This is a genomic window from Chryseobacterium sp. KLBC 52, assembly GCF_003347605.1.
Taxonomy (GTDB): Bacteria; Bacteroidota; Bacteroidia; order Flavobacteriales; family Weeksellaceae; genus Chryseobacterium.
Map to the genome: position 1 here is coordinate 122,545 of NZ_QDFZ01000001.1, position 17,693 is coordinate 140,237.

Consider the following 17,693-nt stretch of genomic DNA (forward strand, 5'->3'; position numbering starts at 1 on the left):
GCAAAAACCGGTGGTAACCACTACGTCAACGTCCGGTAAATTTATAAATTTGTTTTAATACATAATCAATTTTAATAGCTAATACAATACATACAATGAAGTTTATTAAAAACATAATTTTAGCCTTTTGTTTAGTGGGAACCACTTTGATAAATGCCCAGCAAAAACCGGTTAAATATGAATCTTTCAAAATTGAAGACGGAGAATTTAAATTGAACGGAAAGGCAATTAAATTACATTCAGGTGAGATTCATTATGCCAGAATTCCTCAGGCTTATTGGAGACACCGGTTGAAAATGGTTAAAGCTATGGGCTTAAATGCGATAGCTACTTATGTTTTTTGGAATTATCATGAAATAGCTCCCGGAAAATGGGATTTTCAAACCGGCAATCGAAACTTAGCTGAATTTTTAAAAATAGCAAAAGAAGAAGGTTTAATGGTAATCCTTCGACCTGGTCCTTATGTATGTGCAGAATGGGAATTCGGAGGCTATCCGTGGTTTTTGCAAAATGATAAGGATATGAAAATCAGAGAATACAATACTCCTTTTTTAAATTCAACAAAAGCATATTTCACAGAACTTTACAAGGTGGTAAAACCTTATCTGATTGTTAACGGAGGTCCTATTGTTATGGTGCAGGGAGAAAACGAGTTTGGGTCTTTTGTTAGTCAGCGGGAAGACATTAAGCTGGAAGATCATAAAAAATACAGTTCATCTGTATTTGATCAATTAAAAGAAGTTGGTTTCAAAGGAATGGAGTTTTTTACTTCAGATGGAGACTGGTTATTTGAAGGAGGCGCTTTGCCTGGAGCCTTACCAACTGCAAATGGAGATGAAGACCCTGAAAATATTAAGAAAGAGGTAAAAAAATACCATGATGGGAAAGGTCCTTTTATGGTAGCGGAGTATTATCCCGGCTGGTTAGACCATTGGGCAGAGCCTTTTCCCCGTAAAGCCGCGGAAAGAGTAAAAGGCCACATTGAAAAATTCATGAATAATGATATTTCTTTTAATATTTATATGGTGCATGGAGGAACTAACTTCGGATTTACCTCTGGAGCTAATTACGATAAAGATCATGATATACAGCCAAGTATGACCAGTTATGATTATGATGCTCCTATTACTGAGGCAGGTTGGGAAACCGAAAAGTATATGAAATTAAGAGAATTGTTAAAAGATTCCTCTACACCTCCTGTTCCTTCTAGAATTCCGGTTATTAAGATTCCGGGTATTCAACTATCTCAGGCAATTGATTTAGAAGATTTAAAAAAGAATGTAAAACCAGTAATTAATGACAACCCTTTGACTTTTGAACAGTTAAATCAGGGGCATGGCTATGTTTGGTACAGCAAAAATTTTAATCAGCCCATTAAAGGAACTTTAAAACTTGACGGATTAAGAGATTATGCGATTGTATATGTGAATGGGGAAAAAGTAGGAGAACTTAACCGCTACTATAAAAAATATGAATGTAATGTTAATATACCCTTCAATGGAAAATTAGACATTATCGTAGAAAACATGGGGAGAATTAATTACGGGTCTGAGATTAATAAAAATACAAAAGGAATTATTTCTCCAGTATTTATTAATGACCGAAAAATAACAGGAGATTGGGAAATGTACGGACTTCCTTTTGAAAAGGCTCCGGTAATTGATGCAAAACAAAAATCTGATATAAAAGAAAACAGACCAGTTATCTATAAAGGAAATTTTAATGTGTCGCAGGTGGGAGACACTTTTTTAGATATGAGACCTTTCGGGAAAGGGATCGTATTTGTCAATGGAATTAATTTGGGAAGATATTGGTCGGTAGGACCACAGCAAACCCTTTATTTGCCGGGATGTTACCTGAAAAATGGGAATAATGAGATTGTTATTTTTGAACAGAAAAATAATAAAATTCAAAACGAACTAAACACATTAGCTGAACCTATTGTAGACAAATTAAATCCAGAAAACGGGTCAAACTGATATAAATAATAAACTCAGTATGAGTAATTCATTTAACAGCAAGAATCATCCGCATAGAAGATATAATCCATTATTGGATGAATGGGTTTTGGTATCACCTCAAAGGGCAAAACGCCCATGGCAGGGACAACAGGAAAAGCCATTAATAAGCACTCAGGATCAATATGATCCAAATTGCTACTTGTGTCCCGGAAATTCAAGAGCCAATGAGACCCAAAATCCTCGCTATGAAGGTGTATATGTATTCGATAATGATTTTGGAGCTTTATTGAAAGAAGAACTAATCACAGATAAAACGGATGATGAAGAGGATGAGTTGTTTAAAATGAAACCTGAAAGAGGAATTAACCGGGTTATCTGCTTTTCAAACGATCATTCATTGACTCTTCCTGAAATGTCTGTAGAAGCGATTACAGAAGTGGTGTCTGTCTGGAAAGAAGAATATCAGAATCTGGGGAAACTGGATTATATCAATCATGTGCAGATTTTTGAAAACAAAGGGGCAGTGATGGGTTGTAGTAATCCTCATCCTCATGGTCAGATTTGGGCACAGGCATCCATTCCTTCTCAAGTGGTCAGAACACAGCAAAATTTGAAATGCTATTATGATAAACATGGAACAACCCTTTTGTCAGATTACCTTCAGAAAGAAATTGAAAGCCAGGAACGAATTGTTTTAGAAAATAAAGCCTTTGTGGCTTTGGTGCCATTTTGGGCAACCTGGCCCTATGAAACAATGATTATTAGTAAGAAACCTTTAAATAGTTTATTGGCTTTTTCATATGAAGATCAGGTTTTATTTGCTCAGATATTGAAAGATCTGACGACGAAATATGATAATATTTTTTCAACCTCTTTCCCTTATTCTGCAGGAATACATCAGGCACCTACAGACTTGGAATCCCATGAAGAATGGCATTTTCATATGCATTTTTATCCCCCTTTGCTTCGTTCAGCCAGTGTGAAAAAATTCATGGTGGGATACGAAATGTTAGCAGAAGCCCAAAGAGATATTACTCCGGAACAAAGTGCTGAGATTCTTAAGAAAAGTTCAACAACTCATTATAAAAATCAGCAAAATAGCTCTTCATAAAATAGACAGTTTTATAAATCAGATACCAATACATGTCAAATAATAAATATATTGATTCTTTAATTAATAAAGGTGATGTTCCTCAATTTAGAGAGTTGTACGGACAAAATTCAGAATTGCTACATCAGCAGGCAATCCGTTATACCAGAACATTATCCCGTTTTAAAGAAATTTTTGGTGAAAAAGAGGTTTCTGTTTTTAGTTCACCGGGACGAACCGAAATTGGAGGTAACCACACAGATCATAATCATGGTCTCGTATTAGCGAGTGCCATAAACTTAGATAATATAGCCATTGCCGCTAAAAATAACTCCAATATAATCCGGATTGAATCTTCAGGCTATCAGTCATTTGAAGTAGATTTGAATCAGCTTATTCCCAATGAGAACGAATTTTTAACCTCAAATGCTCTTGTTCGTGGAATTAATGCCCGACTAAAAGAGTTGGGATATACAATAGGAGGATTTGATGCTGTAATTGATGGATGCGTTCCCAAAGGTTCCGGATTAAGCTCATCTGCATCATTTGAGGTTTTAATTGGCGCAATTGTGAGCCATTTATTTAATGAGGGGACCATAGATCCCATATTAAATGCCCGTATCGGACAATATGCAGAAAATGTTTTTTTTGGAAAACCTTGTGGATTAATGGATCAGGTAGCTTGTGCAGTAGGAGGCTTGGTAATTATTGACTTTGCAGACGTCACCAATCCTGTTGTTAAAAAAGTAAATTTTGATTTTGAATCTACTGGTTTTTCTTTAGTGATTACAGATACCCGGGGCGATCATACCAATTTGAATGATGAATACGCTGTTTTACCTAAAGAGATGAAAGAAGTTGCAGCCCATTTAGGATGTAGTGTGCTGAGAGAAACCACTTTGGAAAAAGTAATGGAGATTGCCCCTTCTATCCGTAAAAAAGTAGGAGATAGGGCTATTTTAAGAGCCATTCATTTTGAATGTGAAAATGACCGTGTACGAGATGAGGTGACTGCATTGGAGAATAATGATTTTAAAAAATTTTTACAATTGATCATAGACTCGGGACATAGTTCGTATATGTACAATCAAAATGTTTATGTAGCAAATAATATACATGAACAAGCCGTTTCATTGGGATTAGCTTACAGCGAATTGGTACTGAAAGGTGCCGGAGCATGGCGTGTGCATGGTGGAGGATTTGCAGGAACAATACAGGCCTTCGTTCCTGAAAATTTGCTTGAAAAATATACCACCTCTTTAAATCATTTATTTGGAGCGGGTTCCTGTCATCCTTTATTTATCAGACAAAAAGGAGTTGTTAAATTAGATTTTTAAAAAATGGGTGTTATCAATGAAGTGGCTTTTAATACAGTTCACAACCATCAAAAAGTCCGGTTATTTACGCTAAGCAATCAAAATGGGATGATTGCACAGGTGACAAATTATGGGGCAATTATCGTGAGTATTAATGTGAAAGATAAAGACGGAAAACAGGCAGATGTGGTACAGGGATATGAAACAGCACAAGAATACATAGACAATAATGAATTTTACCAGGGGGCCATTTGTGGGAGATGTGCCAATCGTATCAGAAAAGGAAAATTCATATTAAACAGAAAAGAATACTCATTAACAGTTAATGATGAAGATAATCATTTGCATGGCGGTCTGATAGGCTTTGATAAAAAAGTATGGGATGTTAAAGAGTCTTCTGCATCGAAAGTGACTTTTCAATACACTTCTCCTGATGGGGAAGAGGGCTATCCTGGTACAGTATCTGTAACAGTAACTTATTCCATTAATGAAAATAATGAATTACGGTTAGATTATTCAGGAACAACAGACCAGGAAACTATACTCAATCTGGTAAACCATTCTTATTTTAATTTAGCAGGAGAGGGCAGCGGAACGATAAATAATCATCAATTGCAGATTGAGGCTGATTTTTACACTCCTCTCACAAAAAATCTTGAACCAACTGGTGAGATTTTAACAGTAAAAAATACCCCGTTTGATTTTACCTCCTTAACAGGTATTGGAGATAGAATTAATACGGATCATGAGCAACTTATGATCGGAAAGGGATATGATCATAATTTTGTGTTAAAGCATCCTGTGCATTGTTTAGATTTAGCAGCTACTGTGATAGAGCCACGGTCCGGCAGAAAAATGGAAGTATTTACCACTATGCCGGGTTTGCAGTTATATACTGCCAATTGGATAAAAAATGTAAAAGGAAAAGAAGATCATATCTACCAGGAAAGAGAAGCTTTTTGTTTAGAAACGCAAAATTTTCCCAATGCAATTAATCAATCTCATTTTCCATCACCCATACTAACTCCTGAAAATGTGTATAAACATTCAACGATTTACAAATTCTCAATATCCAATTAGATTTAGCAGTTGATGAAATTTTTTGATGCGGCTCAATTTTAGATACTTCTGAAACGAACCGATATAAAACAAAAAAAACTCTAAACTAAATTAGAGGTTTTGAAGTGGTTTCTCCAGGAATATATGTTTTCTTTCTTGTTGCCTTTTAATAAAGGTTTTAAGAAGTTTTAATTTACTACGTAGCCGACTATCCCACGGGTTACCCCGGTATTTATCTTTTTCATTTTGATAATTTTTAAACCTAACAGGTTTTCAAAACCTGTTAGGTTTAGTTAGATATTTTAAAAATAAAAAATACTTATATTACTTAAAAGTTATATTTTAAACCACCAATGACATAGCCTTGTAACGCTGTTGTAGAAATTTCATCTACACCTAGCTGGCTTGTGTAGCTGTTAATATACTGAAAAGAGTTTAAATTCAGAATGTTATTAAACTGCAAGTTATATTCAAAGTTTGATTTTTCTTTTCTATATGAAACCTGACCACCAATTAGTAAATTCCTGAGTGTATTTTGTTGCGTTTTCTGTATTAAATATTCCCCCAAAATATTCCCGATCCATTCTTTTTTAATATTGGTTCTTATCCCAAAAGATAGTTTTATATTATCTTGTTTTGACATAGTATCGAAGAAACTTTGTTCAAAAATACTTTTAGTAAAAGTGTAGCCTAAATCAAACTGTAATGGTTTGTTTTTAAAATTCGTAGAAAGTTTTTGAGACAGTTCAAAATTTTGGACGGTAGAAATATTTTCATTGTCACTGATAAAATTTACATTCCTGGCTATCGCACTTGTAAACTTTGTTTTTAATGTATAATTTTTACTAAATCTTCGATCACTGGCAAACAAAAATATCAATCGGTCACTATATCTTCCCATTGTATTTTCCATAGCTGAAAATGTACCATAATTAATGGTATTTGTTGTATAACTAGGTTTGGTTTTATCATACATCAGCATAAGAAACGTGCTGCTTCCTTTTTCTAAATAAGCTCTGTGAAAGGTTAATTTATAACTGTCTGTATTGCTTAGCAAATCAGGGGTTAGATCTGTATTTTGATTAAAATATAAATCTTTTGTATATAATGGGTTGTATTGCAGAAGCTTTAAAGTGGGAAGCTTATATATTGAGTTATATTCAAGGCTAATTTCTGTGCTGGCTTTGGATGAAGGACTGTATTGAAATTTTAGCCTTTTCTCAAAATAATGCTTCTCATATTCATTGATATTCAGAAGATGGGAACTTAAAGAAGCTGACAAATCAAATTTCCCGAATTGTTTGTACATATTTAGGTCATTGATATAATGATACGTCTTTAACGTCCTATTCTCATTTGCCTGTGACATCAGCTCTGTAAGTTCCGATTTTTCATTTTTGTAAGAAAATCCTGAGTGAAAATTAAAATTGATAAGCTTGTTTTTATTTTTCAAGTAAAAGTCCAGTCCATATCTGTTAGAATTCACGTCGTATTGCTGAAATAACGAATTGTTATCAGTCAGGAATAGATCTTTATTGGAAAGTATATTTAAGCTTCCCAAATAATTCTCATTGATTTGGTTGAAAGCGAAAATTATTTTTGAATTATTTAACTGTTTATTCCATGAAAGGAAATTACTTATTCCATTATTTTTTGAGGTGTTATTAATAATGTAAAAATTGATATCTGTGGAATATCTATCTATATTTTGGTTGAAATTATCCTGAGTAGGATTATAGCCAAAATTATAATAAAGAAAACTGTCATCTGCAAAACTCTTCTTTATCTTAATTTGAGTAGTCCCTAAAAAGCCTTTATTATTTTCGGTCTTTTGCTCATAAAAATTAAAATCCTTTGACTGTCCTTCGAATGCAGTCCTTTTAGAAGTTGAAAATTTATTTAACTGAGCGTTGTTGAAAATAGAAAAGGCTGTAATGCTAAAATTTTTTTTTGACTTAGAATACTGCAAAGCTCCAAACTGATTATCCTTAGATTTTACTTTTCCATCATTATTAAGAAAAGTAGGAATATCTATATTTGAATTATTATCTGCATTGTCTATATCTTCCTGAGTATTCATTTCGTAAAAATCCATAAAGCTTATCGGATCTTTAGCAATATTATTTGCATCTGCAATCAGGGCTAGGTTGCCAAGTTTTCCAATACGGAACAAATTAGCATGCCCTGAATATGAATTTTTGGAACCATAATTACCTTCTATATTTCCGGTAATCTTTCCTTTATATTCATCTTTCAGCTTTAAATTAAGTGCTGTGGAGCGGTTTCCATTAATGGTAGTATAGTTTTGCCAAAGATCAATACTTTCAACCATATTAGCCGAAATATTCTGAGTTGCCATCTTATGGTTTTTCCCGAAAAACTCATTCCCCTCAACTAAAACTTGTCCTATGGCTTTTCCCTTATAGGTTACTTTTCCGTTCTCATTAATATTCAAGCCCGGAAGTTTCTTAATGAGATCTTCTGTTGTTCTTTCTGTACCATCTCTTACGGCTTTCAGGTTAAAAGCTATTGTGTCTTCCTTTGCACTTGCTATTTTAGGACGTGCTTTTATTTCTACTGTAGGTATGGTTTTAACCTGTGATTCTAGTACAATTTCAAAATCATTTTTTTCGTTTGTATTAATTTCTACGACCTTTGTTTTGTATAATAAGGAGGTGAATTTTAAGGAAAAGTTTCCTTTCTGGGAGACTTGGAAATTACAAATGCCTTTGTCGTTTGTTTTTTGGAAGTCTAAAGTTTTTTCGTTTTTAAGAAGCTGAACGTTAACTTCCGATATAGAGTTCCCGTTCGCTTCTTTAACTTTAATATTAATGTCTTGTGAAAAAGAGTAGCTGAAAAACAACAGAAAAATAATGATTGAAAATTTAAAATTCATTATAACCGAATATCTGTATGGGTTTCTTTTACTTTTGATGCTTCTTTCATAATTTCCTGAATTTTATCTTGATCTTTTTCCTGATCTAAAACCTTAAGTTTTGGATTCATAGGTTCACAATCTGTTTCTTTTCCGTCATTACTTATTTTGGTAGCATACACAATAAAATTTGGAGATTCCACCTTTAATACAAGACCAGGAAAAGAGTTATATACATAAGGACCTGCACTTACTGGAAAATCTTCTGCATACCATACTTTTACTAAACCTCCATTATTTAATGTAACCTCTGCTAATTTACATGTGTATTTTTCAATTTGTTCAACATTATCTTTATACTCTATTTTGGAAAACTTGGGTGCATAATATTTATAATATTCTTCATCTCCAAAATTCTGATATTGATAAAAGCCGGGGTCATTTTTCTTATGGTAAATCTTAATCGGCTTAATAACAAATGATTCTTTTGTTATGCTAGTAGTTCTTTCATCTATCTTTTTTCTTTCTTTCTCGTTTTCAAATCCTTCAGTGGGAATGCTTTTATAAAATGTATTTCCTTCATAAAAGTAAAGTATTTGTTTTTGAGCTTTTTTAAGCTGTGCCTGTGCCTGGCTTTTAAATGTGCCTGAAGATTCTGAAGAGTATTCGCTAAGATCCTGTTTATTTACATATTCATATTCTATCTTTAAATTTTGGGCATTAATAAAATTTAAAAAAAATAAGGAGACAAAGAGAGTGTATTTCATATCTATAAAATTGTATTTATAAAAGCGCCTAGATAAGTAGGCGCTCTTATTTCATTTATACTTGCAGTAACTATTATTTAGCAACCATACCAATAGGTAGTCATTACCAAATCAGTTGATTTTGTTACAATAAGATTCCCCATACCATCATCAAAATAACTATATGTAACCTCATTAGTGAAAACTGTTTGATGGCAGATGTTTTTAACATCTTTTGCTTTTTCATCATTTTTAACATCTTCCAAAGAATTCACTTTGTCAGATGTAGAAGTCAAAGATACAGTTTCTTTGCTTTCATTAGAAAAATTATGAACTTGTGCATTGCTTTTAGCAAATCCTAAGGTTGTTCCTGCTAATAAGAATGCTGCGAATAATAGTGTTTTCATTTTAGTTTAATTTTTAAAATTAAGTAAATTATTTTGTCATATAAACCCTGACATGGGTTTTGCTGATCAGCTCTATTTATACTTTTCATACTGCGCATTATGAAAAGGAAAATATTTGTGTTTCCTGACAGCAAAGATGCTAGGGATAAATAATTTTCACAAGCAAAGCATTCCAAAATTGACCAATTTTCAGGATAATCAAAATTAAAATTGATCAATATTGGTATTTAGTGTATTTGTAATGTATTGATTTTAAATGTGATAAATTGTTTATTAATGAAAACAATTAAAATGTGGTATTTTTGCATTTCAAAAAACACATATGTATAGAATTATAATAATCTTATTTCTTTTTTGTACAAGTTTATATTTTCCTCAAAGTATAAAAGGGTTTCGTATTCCCGATTCACTAAAAAATAAAACCTTTGAACAGCTAGAAAAATCTTACAGTAAAGAATTCCGGCAAGATGATATAGCAATACTATATGCAAATACTTTTTTAGTAAAAGCTAAAAATGAGAAGAATGCAAAAAAACAGTTTGATGGATACTTTTTTCTTTTTACAAAATTCAAAAAAAATATCAAATACATAGACAGTATACAAAATGTTATTAAGAGAAATGGTAATATAGATGAATTATCATATGGGAATTATAAAATAGGTGATATTTATTATAATTGTAATAAATATAATCAGGCATTATCCTATTATTTGAAGGCACTTCCATATGCAAAAAAGAATAACAATATTAAAGAAATAGTACTCATAAAGCATGCAATTGGAAAAATAAAATATTTCACATATGATTATGAAGAAGCTTTAAAAATTTTTAAAGAAACTTTCAGTTATATAAAGAATGAAGAAAAAAAAGATCCTAGTAATTATTTATCCATTTTACATAGCTTAGCAATTACATATAATGCAGTAGGAAAATATGATTCGGCTTATGCTTATGCGGAAATGGGCAGGTCAAAATGTCTTCTTTATAACAAGAAATATTATTTCAAAGTATATGATCTCAGTTGTAATATTATGAAGTTTTACCTAAAAGACTATCCGAAGTCAGTTAAAGGGCTAAAACAAAATATTGATTATTTCAAAAAATATGATTCTACCAATCTCGGGATAACGTATATGTATTTATCCATGAACTACCAAAAATTAAATAATAAACGTGAATATTTTAATTCTTTTAATAAAATGGATTCAATACAAAAAAGGATCAAGTTTATTCGTCCCGAATTAATAGGTTTATATAAAAATTCGTTGCAATATTATGAATTGGAGGGAAATAAAGAAAAACAAGTTTATTTGATTGATCGGCTTATAAAGCTCAATGATACCATTTATAAATCAAATTATGAATTTTCTAAAGAGATTCACCAAAAGTTTGATACTCCTGAATTGCTTGAACAAAAAGAGAAGTTAATTTCAAATTTAGATAAACGAAGTACAATATTATATTGGTTGCTCGGTGGTGGCTCATTATTACTTTTCACATTTATCTATTTGTTTAATATAAACCAACGAAAATTAAAAACATATAGTGTTCAGGCTCAAAAATTAATAGATACACAGAATGAAAGTTCGATAGCGAATGCTGTAGGTGGTTTAAAAAAATTGAGTGAAGAAGATCACGCCATAGAGATTACTGAACTTATAGCAGGTGAGAAAATTAATAAAGCTAAAAGTCAGATTCCTGAAAATGTAAGACAAGAACTTATTGTAAAATTAAATGATTTTGAAAAACATAAAATATTTATTACCAAAAATATTACGTTGTATTCTTTATCTAAAGACTTTGAAACGAATAGAGATTATTTGTCTAAAGTAATCAATGAAATAAAAGGTAAAAGTTTCTCAAATTATTTAAATGAATTACGAATTAATTTTGCTATTACCGAGTTAAAGGAAAATAAAAAATTAAGGTTAAAAACGATAGCTGCTATTTCAGAGGATGTGGGTTTTAGTAATGTAGAATCCTTTACAAAAGCATTTAAAAATGTTACAGGTACCTTACCTTCTTATTATATAAAAATTTTACGCGATAACGGTATTTAGTTGGTATTCAGGTTATTAAATATTTGACTGATACTATATTGATCAATATCGGCAACATATTGTAATGTATTTTGGAAAAAAGCATTTATTTTGGATCGATTAAAATACAAAAAATCAAATAGAATGAAAAAACAAGATCAAAAAACACAAAAGAAATTATCTTTTAAAAAATTCCAATTGGTAAGTGTTACTAATTTAAGAAGAATTAAAGGAGGAGATGGAGGAGATGGTGGTAATAATACAGGTGATCTGGGACAAGCAACAGCACTAAATGCTCTTAATAACATTTAGCTATTTTTTTAAGATGTAAGGTACAAAACTGTACCTTACATCTTTATTTACATCATACTTAGTAATATGAAATATATAATCACATTTTTGATTTTTTGTAATCACATTTTATTTTCTCAAACACAGCCAGTGATTAAACCAACGCCTTCAACTGATCAATATTTTGAAAGGAAAATAATTGATGAATATCGTAATATTGAGAATGTTAAAGATTCATCTGTTATTGACTGGATGAAAGGCCAAAATAATTATGCTAATTTTATTTTACAGTCTATTTCAAATCGTCAATATCTAATTGATAAACTTGGTGAGATGGATAGTAAGAATGAGTATTCTATCTCGTATTTACAGATTACGGATAATGATAAATACTTCTACTTAAAAAGGCAGGTTAAAGAAAATACCCCAAAATTGTATGTTCGTAATGGATTCAATGGAAAAGAAGAATTGTTATTTACCTCTTCTGAGTACAAAAAAAATAACAAAGAGTATGTTATAAATTATATAAAACCTAATTATGATGGATCCAAAATTGTTGTTGCCCTAACCGAGGGAGGGAAGGAGATTGGAGAAATGATCATTATTGATGTTGAGAAAAAAAACATATTACCTTATACAATTACCCACTGTTGGCCATCTGATGGTGGTGGTATTTCTTGGTTACCTGATAATAGCGGCTTCATTTATCTGTATTATCCAATAATGGATAATAAATCGGATTTATTTTTAAAAAACATGGCTGCTGTAGTATATAAAATAGGAGATGACCCTGAGCAAATTCATCCCATATTGTCAAGAAAAGATTATTTAGAGCTAAATTTAAAAGAAGAAGATTTTCCTATTGTTTCAATTAATAAAAATAACCAAAACTACCTGATAGCAAAGATTGGGGGGGCTGCAAATTTTTCTGACACTTACTATGCTTATTCTTCAGAATTAAATAGTAAACATATTAATTGGAAACCTTTGTATAAAAAAGAGGATAAAGTTGTTGATTATACATTGGTAAAAGATGACCTGTATTATGTGGGGGCAAAAGGTACGAAGAACAATTTTGTTGCACATACTTCTTTAAAAAGCCCGAATTTCTCACAGCCTCAAATCATTATAAATGAGATGAAAGATGAGGTGATTGGAGCTGTTTATTCAACAAAAGACGGTTTATTTATTGCGACAACAAAAAATGGTGTAGAGGCTAAATTTTACTTTTATAATTCGCAAAAAAAACTTCAGGAAATAATTTTGCCAATTTCGGCCGGTAATGTAAACTTAACAACAAAATCAAACAGCTATTCTGATCTTTGGGTTACATGTTCAGGATGGAACAGTCCAGACAGAAGATATAGATATAATGTATCCGAAAACAAATTTGTTCCTGAAAATATAAATTCTATTGTAGAATTTGCTGATTTTAAGGATGTTAAAGTTTTAGAAACAACCGCAAAATCTCATGATGGAAAAGATATTCCTTTATCCATAATCTATAACAAAGAATTAAACCCTAAAGAAAAATTACCTTTATTAGTTTTAGGGTATGGAGCATATAGTAATTCTTACAGTCCTTTTTATGCCAGAATAGCTTTATTATGGGCTATAAAAGGAGGAATAGTAGCATACACACATGTAAGAGGTGGTGGAGAAAAAGGAGAAGAGTGGCACTTGGGGGGCTTTAAAAAAACAAAACCTAATTCGTGGAAGGATTTTATTTCTTGTATAGAATTTATGCATGAAAAAGGATATTCAAACCCAAGTAAAACAGCTATTTGGGGAATCAGTGCCGGAGGAATCATAGTAGGTAGAACTATGACAGAAAGACCAGATTTGATAAAAGCGGTAATTGTAGCAGCTGGGACTCTGAATACTGTAAGAGGGGAGGCTTCTCCTAATGGAGCCAATAGTGTAAAGGAATTTGGAACAGTTAAGGATAAAGATGAATTTGGGTATTTATATGAAATGGACTCTTATCTACATATCAAAAAAGGTGTAAAATATCCCGCAACTCTTATAACAACTGGGTATAATGATCCTAGAGTTCCAGTATGGATGTCAGCAAAGTTTGCAGCTAAACTAATTGCTGATAACACTTCAAAAAATCCTATTTTGCTGAAGGTTGATTTTGATGGTGGTCATGGGAGAGATAATACTAAGAAAAAGGCTTATGAAGAAATAGCTGATATTTTCGCCTTCGCTTTATGGCAATTGGGTCATCCGGATTATCAACCTAAAGAAAGTGTAAACAAATAATATGTCTCGCTTTTCTTATCATTTTTTTTGAAGAGTATGTAATTCGGACTCATTTATTTTCATATGAAAACTTTAGAGAGAAATTAGGAAATAATGAATTATCAGATGCAGAGTTCCGAGAAATTTTTACTAATTCAATTTTTAAAGAAGCTGTTTTTTTAGCAGCTCCATATTTGCATGAAGAACTTAATTAATGACTCAATTCAGAAAAAGAATTTTCATCAGGAGATTTTCAAAAACTTAAAAACAGTTTATTTAAGTAGTATAGCCGGATGAGTACCCGATGTACTCCTTTCGGCTTGTTTTCAGAAGTTGGTTCAGGGGAATTTAAGATACTTTGAGTCTAACCTTTAAAAAACCGCAATCTACAGAGGCAATAAAATCCGGGACACTAACCTGGATATGCATTTCCTGATAGGTTCATCACGAAATTTGGTAAAAGCATCTGAAAAAAGAAATCAACAGAAAACTTCGGATGAAGGTAAATGAGATCACTTTGAATATGGCGGGTTCCATGAAGTGTAGTCCCAACTTTTGCGCTTGATCGAATACGATGATTGACCGTTTATATGCAAAACACAAAAAAACCTCTAAAATAAATTAGAGGTTTTGAAGTGGTTTCTCCAGGAATCGAACCAGGGACACATGGATTTTCAATCCATTGCTCTACCAACTGAGCTAAGAAACCATTTATGTTTTTGTTTATTACTTCGTTGTTTTAAAGTGATGCAAAAGTATAACATTTTATAATACCGCGCAAGTTTTTCGGTTAATTTTTTTGAATAAATATGCAGGTATAGCTGGATTCTAGGTTTAATGTCTTGTTCATCAGGGCTTTTATATGGTTATTTTTTTTCTGTTTTTTTTGAATATAATTTTCAAAGAACCTTATTAAAAGGTTTTCAGCCCTGATACTTAAAATTTTTCTCAAAAAATATGCACTTATAAAGGATGGAGCAGATGACTTTTTCTGCAGAACTTCTTTCGGAGCTAAATTGCTGCTTCTTTAAACAATGTTAAACAGACCATAAAATAATCCGATTTTTAGTTATGAAAAACAGCAAACGCTTGATTTATAACATATAATCTACCTAACGAGTGTTAGTCGTACTATTACTACATTTTTTTAAATTTAATAATAAACGCTATTTGCTTTTTACAAATACATCTATATTTGGTGATATAGAAAACAAACAATCACAATACATTAACCATTAAAATTTACAATCATGGCAGAAAGAAATTCAAGAGGAATTTTAAAATTCAACAACGGAGAAGGACAAAAGCTATTAAAACTTAATTATAGCGTATCAAGAGCTACAGATGTATCAGGGCGTGTAGCATCAGATCCTTCCAATGCTCTTATCAAAATTACAGTGGAAGCTACTGATAAATCAGACATCCTGGAAAGTTTACTGAACGGAAAGTATAAGCCTACAGTAGGAGAGATTACTTTCAACAAATCTCACGAAGAAGGAACACTCACAACATTAAAGTGGAACAATGGTTATGTAATCCAGCATGAAGTAGATTTCGATGCGGTAGACGAGAACAGTATGTATATCAGTTTTGTGGTAAGTGCAGAACAGATAGACCTGGGGAATTCTTCTTACTTCGGAGCATGGCCTTCTTAAGCATATTCAGAATTTAAATATCAGGCAGAATAGTACATCCGTTTCAAGGGAAGCTGTTCTGCCTTTTTTAACCTTATAGAACGACTGTTTATTTAAATTAAAGTTCTGAAAAAAACACCTAATTACTATGAATAAAAATGCCTCGAATTCCGATAAGATTTCTGAGAATCATATTCCCGGAATCAACCGTGTAGTAAAATTGGATATTGTGATTGAAGGCAAAATAATCAAACACTTCAAGCATTTCCGCCTGCAGCAAAGTGCAAGACGCCATCACAATTTTGAACTTATTCTGGCCCATGATTCTCTTGGGGAAGCTCAAAACCACACGCTGGAACAAGCCCGTCAGTTTTTGGGAAAAAGAATTACCATTGTTTTCAAATATAAAGATTATGAAAGTGAAAGCCCCGAAAGGACTTTTGTAGGAGTAATTACCAAAGCCGCGTTCAGCCAGGAAAAAATGAGTCTGGGAAATATTGTACTGAGAGGCCAAAGTCCTACGATTTTGATGGATGCTGCTCCCCATACTCAAAGTTTTGGAGGTGATCAGGCTGTAAATACAGGAATTATTGCCAACAAAATACTTAAAGAAGCCCTTGGATCAGAAAAATTTGATTTCCGAGTAGATACACAGAATAAAAGCTATATCAACTATAGCTCACAATATAACGAGACCCATTATAACTATCTTGCAAGAACAGCCGAAGCCTACGGAGAACAGTTTTACTACGATGGCGAAGTCCTTCATTTCGGAAAACTTCCGCCTTCTGAAAAACCGATCCGTCTTGTCTATGGAAGCAATGCAACAGATGTTCAGGTAGAACTGAATGCTGTTCATACCAATCCTCAGTTTTTTGGATATAACAGCAGCAGTCATACTAAAATGGAGGGTTCAGAAAATAATATCAGGCATCTGGGAGAAATCCCTTCAAAAGCTTATGAGCTTAACAATACCATCTTTAAAACACCTTCGCTGTCACCCGTACCCATCAATGCCAATATGTTTGTGGATGTAAGCGATTCTCAGAAAAGTGCTGCCGGAAGTGCTGCTGTGGAAGTTTTTACGGTGGCAGGCAATACTACGGTTCCTTTTCTGTATCCAGGCTGCCTTGCTGATATGGAAATGCGGAAACCTGACACCAGCCAGACATCTTACTTTACAAAACTTACTATTACGGAGGTGACTCATGAAGTCAACGCCAGAGGATATTATAACGGCAGTTTTGAAGCGATTGCTGAAGGAACAGGTTTTATGCCGAAACCGGATTTTATACAACCCAGGGCCGAGCCACAGGTTGCCACTGTTATTTCCAATACAGACCCACTTAACCAGGGAAGAATACAGGTGAGATTCGACTGGCAGAAAAACCCGGATACCACCCATTTTATTAGAATGATGAGCCCTGATGCCGGAGGTACAGATATGGTCACTCAAAACAGAGGTTTTGTAGCTGTGCCGGAAGTAGGAGATCAGGTAATGGTCGGTTTTGAATACCATCATCCCGATTTTCCCTTTGCGATGGGAGGAATGTTCCACGGGCAGGTTGCATTGGGAGGAAGCATTAATAATCATCTTAAATCTATTCAGACAAGAAGTGGTAATAAAGTGATTTTTAACGATCAGGAAGGAAGTATCTTCATTGAAGATCCTAGTGGAAATACTTATCTCATGGACGGAAAGGGGAATATTGTGGTGAATGCTCCCAAAAATATCACTTTCACAGCCGGAGAAAATGTACAGATCAATGCCGGGAAAAACATTATTGCTTCTGCGCAGAGAAATATAAATATTATGGCTGGAGAAGACATCACAGAAACGGCTAATGATGATTATAATCTGACAGCAAGCAATATTATTGAAACCGCAGAGGCTGGCAGAAAATCTACTGCTAAAAATATTACAGAGAATATGGAAGCAGGTTCTTACATCAGTACAAAAGATGCCATTAATGTAGAAAGTGCCAAGGAAGTGCTTATCAATAGTGGTAAACAGGTAAAAATGCAGTAA

12 protein-coding genes and 1 tRNA gene are annotated in these 17,693 nt (G+C 32.8%); 9 read left to right on the top strand and 4 right to left on the bottom strand.

Going from position 1 to position 17,693, the window contains the following annotated elements; genetic code table 11:
• The first annotated feature begins 95 nt into the window (after nt 1–95).
• The 4 genes from DDF69_RS00520 to DDF69_RS00535 are packed head-to-tail and all read left to right on the top strand — an operon-like array spanning nt 96 to nt 5,447.
• Nucleotides 96–1,979, top strand: a complete 1,884-nt coding sequence (locus tag DDF69_RS00520) for a beta-galactosidase (protein ID WP_114819060.1) — start codon at nt 96–98, stop codon at nt 1,977–1,979.
• Nucleotides 1,980–1,998: 19 nt separating this feature from the next.
• On the top strand, nt 1,999–3,072 hold the full coding sequence (locus tag DDF69_RS00525) for a UDP-glucose--hexose-1-phosphate uridylyltransferase (RefSeq protein WP_114819061.1): 1,074 nt from the start codon (nt 1,999–2,001) through the stop codon (nt 3,070–3,072).
• 32 nt (nt 3,073–3,104) lie between these two features.
• A complete protein-coding gene (locus DDF69_RS00530) occupies nt 3,105–4,388 on the top strand; it encodes a galactokinase (RefSeq protein WP_114819062.1) in 1,284 nt (427 codons plus the stop codon).
• 3 nt (nt 4,389–4,391) lie between these two features.
• Complete coding sequence (locus DDF69_RS00535; protein WP_114819063.1) at nt 4,392–5,447, top strand: aldose epimerase family protein; 1,056 nt, start codon at nt 4,392–4,394, stop codon at nt 5,445–5,447.
• A gap of 307 nt (nt 5,448–5,754) precedes the next feature.
• On the opposite strand, the gene DDF69_RS00540 is transcribed toward DDF69_RS00535, so the two are convergent.
• The 3 genes from DDF69_RS00540 to DDF69_RS00550 all read right to left on the bottom strand — a co-directional run bounded on the left by DDF69_RS00540 (nt 5,755) and on the right by DDF69_RS00550 (nt 9,454).
• Complete coding sequence (locus tag DDF69_RS00540; protein WP_114819064.1) at nt 5,755–8,322, bottom strand: hypothetical protein; 2,568 nt, start codon at nt 8,320–8,322, stop codon at nt 5,755–5,757.
• On the bottom strand, nt 8,322–9,068 hold the full coding sequence (locus tag DDF69_RS00545; protein ID WP_114819065.1) for a GLPGLI family protein: 747 nt from the start codon (nt 9,066–9,068) through the stop codon (nt 8,322–8,324). Before DDF69_RS00545 ends, DDF69_RS00540 begins: the two co-directional genes overlap by 1 nt.
• Before the next feature lie 77 nt (nt 9,069–9,145).
• Nucleotides 9,146–9,454, bottom strand: coding sequence for a hypothetical protein (locus DDF69_RS00550; RefSeq protein ID WP_114819066.1), 309 nt, complete (start codon nt 9,452–9,454; stop codon nt 9,146–9,148).
• Nucleotides 9,455–9,776: 322 nt separating this feature from the next.
• On the opposite strand from DDF69_RS00550, the gene DDF69_RS00555 reads away from it, so the two are divergent.
• From DDF69_RS00555 to DDF69_RS00560, 3 genes are all read left to right on the top strand, one after another.
• Nucleotides 9,777–11,516: a helix-turn-helix domain-containing protein gene (locus DDF69_RS00555; RefSeq protein WP_114819067.1), complete on the top strand. Its 1,740-nt coding sequence runs from the start codon at nt 9,777–9,779 to the stop codon at nt 11,514–11,516.
• 123 nt (nt 11,517–11,639) lie between these two features.
• Complete coding sequence (locus DDF69_RS21970; protein ID WP_162800839.1) at nt 11,640–11,807, top strand: hypothetical protein; 168 nt, start codon at nt 11,640–11,642, stop codon at nt 11,805–11,807.
• Between the two features lie 66 nt (nt 11,808–11,873).
• A complete protein-coding gene (locus DDF69_RS00560; RefSeq protein ID WP_114819068.1) occupies nt 11,874–14,051 on the top strand; it encodes a prolyl oligopeptidase family serine peptidase in 2,178 nt (725 codons plus the stop codon).
• 615 nt (nt 14,052–14,666) lie between these two features.
• Here DDF69_RS00560 and DDF69_RS00565 read toward each other — a convergent pair.
• Nucleotides 14,667–14,739, bottom strand: a tRNA-Phe gene (locus DDF69_RS00565).
• Nucleotides 14,740–15,280: 541 nt separating this feature from the next.
• On the opposite strand from DDF69_RS00565, the gene tssD reads away from it, so the two are divergent.
• Together tssD and DDF69_RS00575 are read left to right on the top strand one after the other, a co-directional pair.
• Entirely contained in the window at nt 15,281–15,685 is a 405-nt protein-coding gene (tssD, locus tag DDF69_RS00570) for a type VI secretion system tube protein TssD (RefSeq protein WP_079242745.1), read from the top strand.
• A gap of 127 nt (nt 15,686–15,812) precedes the next feature.
• Nucleotides 15,813–17,693, top strand: coding sequence for a type VI secretion system Vgr family protein (locus DDF69_RS00575; protein WP_114819069.1), 1,881 nt, complete (start codon nt 15,813–15,815; stop codon nt 17,691–17,693).